Origin of the sequence: Streptomyces himastatinicus ATCC 53653 (genome assembly GCF_000158915.1) — a bacterium.
Lineage (GTDB): Bacteria > Actinomycetota > Actinomycetes > Streptomycetales > Streptomycetaceae > Streptomyces > Streptomyces himastatinicus.
This window is the reverse complement of record NZ_GG657754.1, coordinates 6,418,278-6,420,377: the sequence shown is the minus strand read 5'-3', so window position 1 is coordinate 6,420,377 and position 2,100 is coordinate 6,418,278. Positions and strand designations below refer to the sequence as shown.

Sequence of the window (2,100 nt, the reverse complement as noted above, 5' to 3'; positions counted from 1 at the left end):
GGCCGTGAATCCCCGTGCCGTCGGTGAATTTCGCGCTGCCAAGCGGCCTCTTCGGGCAGGGCGCCGGGCGCCGCGGGGCCCGCGTGCCGGTCGTCCTCCCGCTCGAGCTCCCGTTCCCGTACGAACGCACCGGAGGCGTCGGCCGCCGACGCACCGTGCCAGCCGTGGCCGTCGGTGCCGTGCGGCGGGGTGCCGTGCGCGGGGGTGCCCTGGGGCGGAGTGCCCTGGGGCGGCGTGCCGTGCGGCGGGGTCGCCGGGGCGGAGTGCTCGCGCGGCGAGTCGTCGTCGGGGATGCGCAGCGGGCGACGCGCCGGAGCGCCCTGCCGGGCGGCCGGACCGGGGTGGCCCTCGACCGCGTACTCCCCGGAGTCGTCCACGCCCTCGTCGGCCGTCGGGACCGACCACTGGCCGCTGTGTCCCGTCTGGTCGGTATGGACCTGGTCGGCGTGCGGCTGCTGCGACGCGTACGGGGCGGCCTGCTGCTGCCGCGCGTTGCGGCCGAACGGCAGCCGCAGCTGCGCGGTCTCCTGCGGATCGCCGACGTCGCCGGGGTCGCCCGGGGCGACCGGAGCGCCGTGGCCCGGCTGGGCACCATACGGCGGGGCCGCCGGGCCGGGGTGGTCGTCGACCCGGTACTCACCGGTCTCGTCCACGCCGTCGTCGCCCGCGACCGGGATCGTCCACTGGCTGGTCTGCACCGGGACGCCGTTGCCGTGGGACTGCCCCTCGGGCAGCGGCCAGTCGTCGACCGGCTCCTCGGTGCGCCCCGGCCAGTGACCGGTGTGCGGCACATGTCCGCCGTGGCCCGCGGGGTCCTCGGCGGGCGCCGGCCACTGGGCGCCGTGCGGGTCCTGGTGGCCGCCGTAGTCGTAGCCGGAGCCGCCGGTGTCCGTGTGGGGCATGGTCCAGTGCCCGGTACCGGAGTGACCGGGTTGACCGGAGGACCCGGCGTGACCGGCGTGGTCGTGCCCGGACGTGCCGTACGGACCGCCGTGCTCCGCGGGCTGCCACTGGCCGTTTAAAATAAAAAGCGCCGGGCATCGGCGGCGGGGTGTACCCGGTGCCGGGCGCGGCGAGCGGTTCCCAGCCGGGTGGCCGCGGGGTCGCCCGGCTCCGGGAACTGGAAGTCGGGCGGAAGCTGGACGAAAGCCGTCGACTCCGCGTCGTACTCCGGGCCGTGCGGCATCGGCTGCCACCCGCTCCCCGGGTCCGGCCGGTGCGGCTGCTGTTCGTCACTCACGCGAGTGCCCTCCCCAATGCTCGGCGGGCCAAGGCTGCCACCGTACGCCTCAGATGGATCGCCGCGGGCGGCAGGGGGACCGGGTCGGAGCCGTCCTCCGGCGGCGGCGGGTCGGGGATGCAGGCAGCGGCCACGTACTCCCCGAATGCCGTGCTGACCTGCGGATCGAGATGGCCGCGGTCGCCATCCCAGTCGATGAGCGAGGCGACCCAGCGCTCGGCCTCCAGCGGGCGCAGCGGCATCGGCGCGACCGCCCCCACCGCGCAGCGCACCCCTCGGCGCGCCGGGTCGAGGACGATGGCGACGGACGCGGTGGCCCGGCCGGGGCCGGTGCGCCCGGTGGCCTTGAGGAAGGCCTGCGGGGCGTGCAGCAGCGGAACCCGGACGAATCCGACGAGTTCACCGGGCCTCAGCATCTCGACCCCGGCGAGCAGATGACTGACCGGGATCTCGCGGCGCGCGCCCTCGGGCCCGGCGATCACGAGGGTGGCCTCCAGGGCGGCGAGCACGGGCAGCGCGTCGCCGGTGGGGGCGTTGCTGACGATGTTGCCGCCGAGCGTTCCGGCGTTGCGGATCTGCGGGGGTCCCGCGGCGCGCGCGGCCGCGGCCAGGGCCGGGATGAGCGCCGCGAAGTCGGGGCGGCCCATCCGGGCGTGGGTGAGTCCGGCGCCCAGCAGGGCATGTCCGTCCAGGTAGCGCCAGCCGCGGATTTCGCTGATCCGGCCCGAGCCCGACGAGCGCGGCGGGCCGCAGCAGGCCGGAGTTGACCGCGGGCCATCAGATCGGTACCGCCGGCCACGGGCACGGCGGCGGGCATGGCGGCCAGCGCCGTCTACGGGCCTCATCGAGCGAGCCCGGCA

At 76.6% G+C, this 2,100-nt stretch carries 1 protein-coding gene and 2 pseudogenes; all 3 read right to left on the bottom strand.

What is annotated here, in order from left to right; translation table 11 throughout:
* Positions 1-902: pseudogene (locus SSOG_RS53985) on the bottom strand (hypothetical protein); the annotation flags it as partial.
* Positions 903-1,018: 116 nt separating this feature from the next.
* A complete protein-coding gene (locus SSOG_RS27295) occupies positions 1,019-1,240 on the bottom strand; it encodes a hypothetical protein (RefSeq protein ID WP_009717490.1) in 222 nt (73 codons plus the stop codon).
* Positions 1,237-2,100: pseudogene (locus SSOG_RS27290) on the bottom strand (FAD binding domain-containing protein); the annotation flags it as partial. The pseudogene SSOG_RS27290 and the gene SSOG_RS27295, both read right to left, overlap by 4 nt.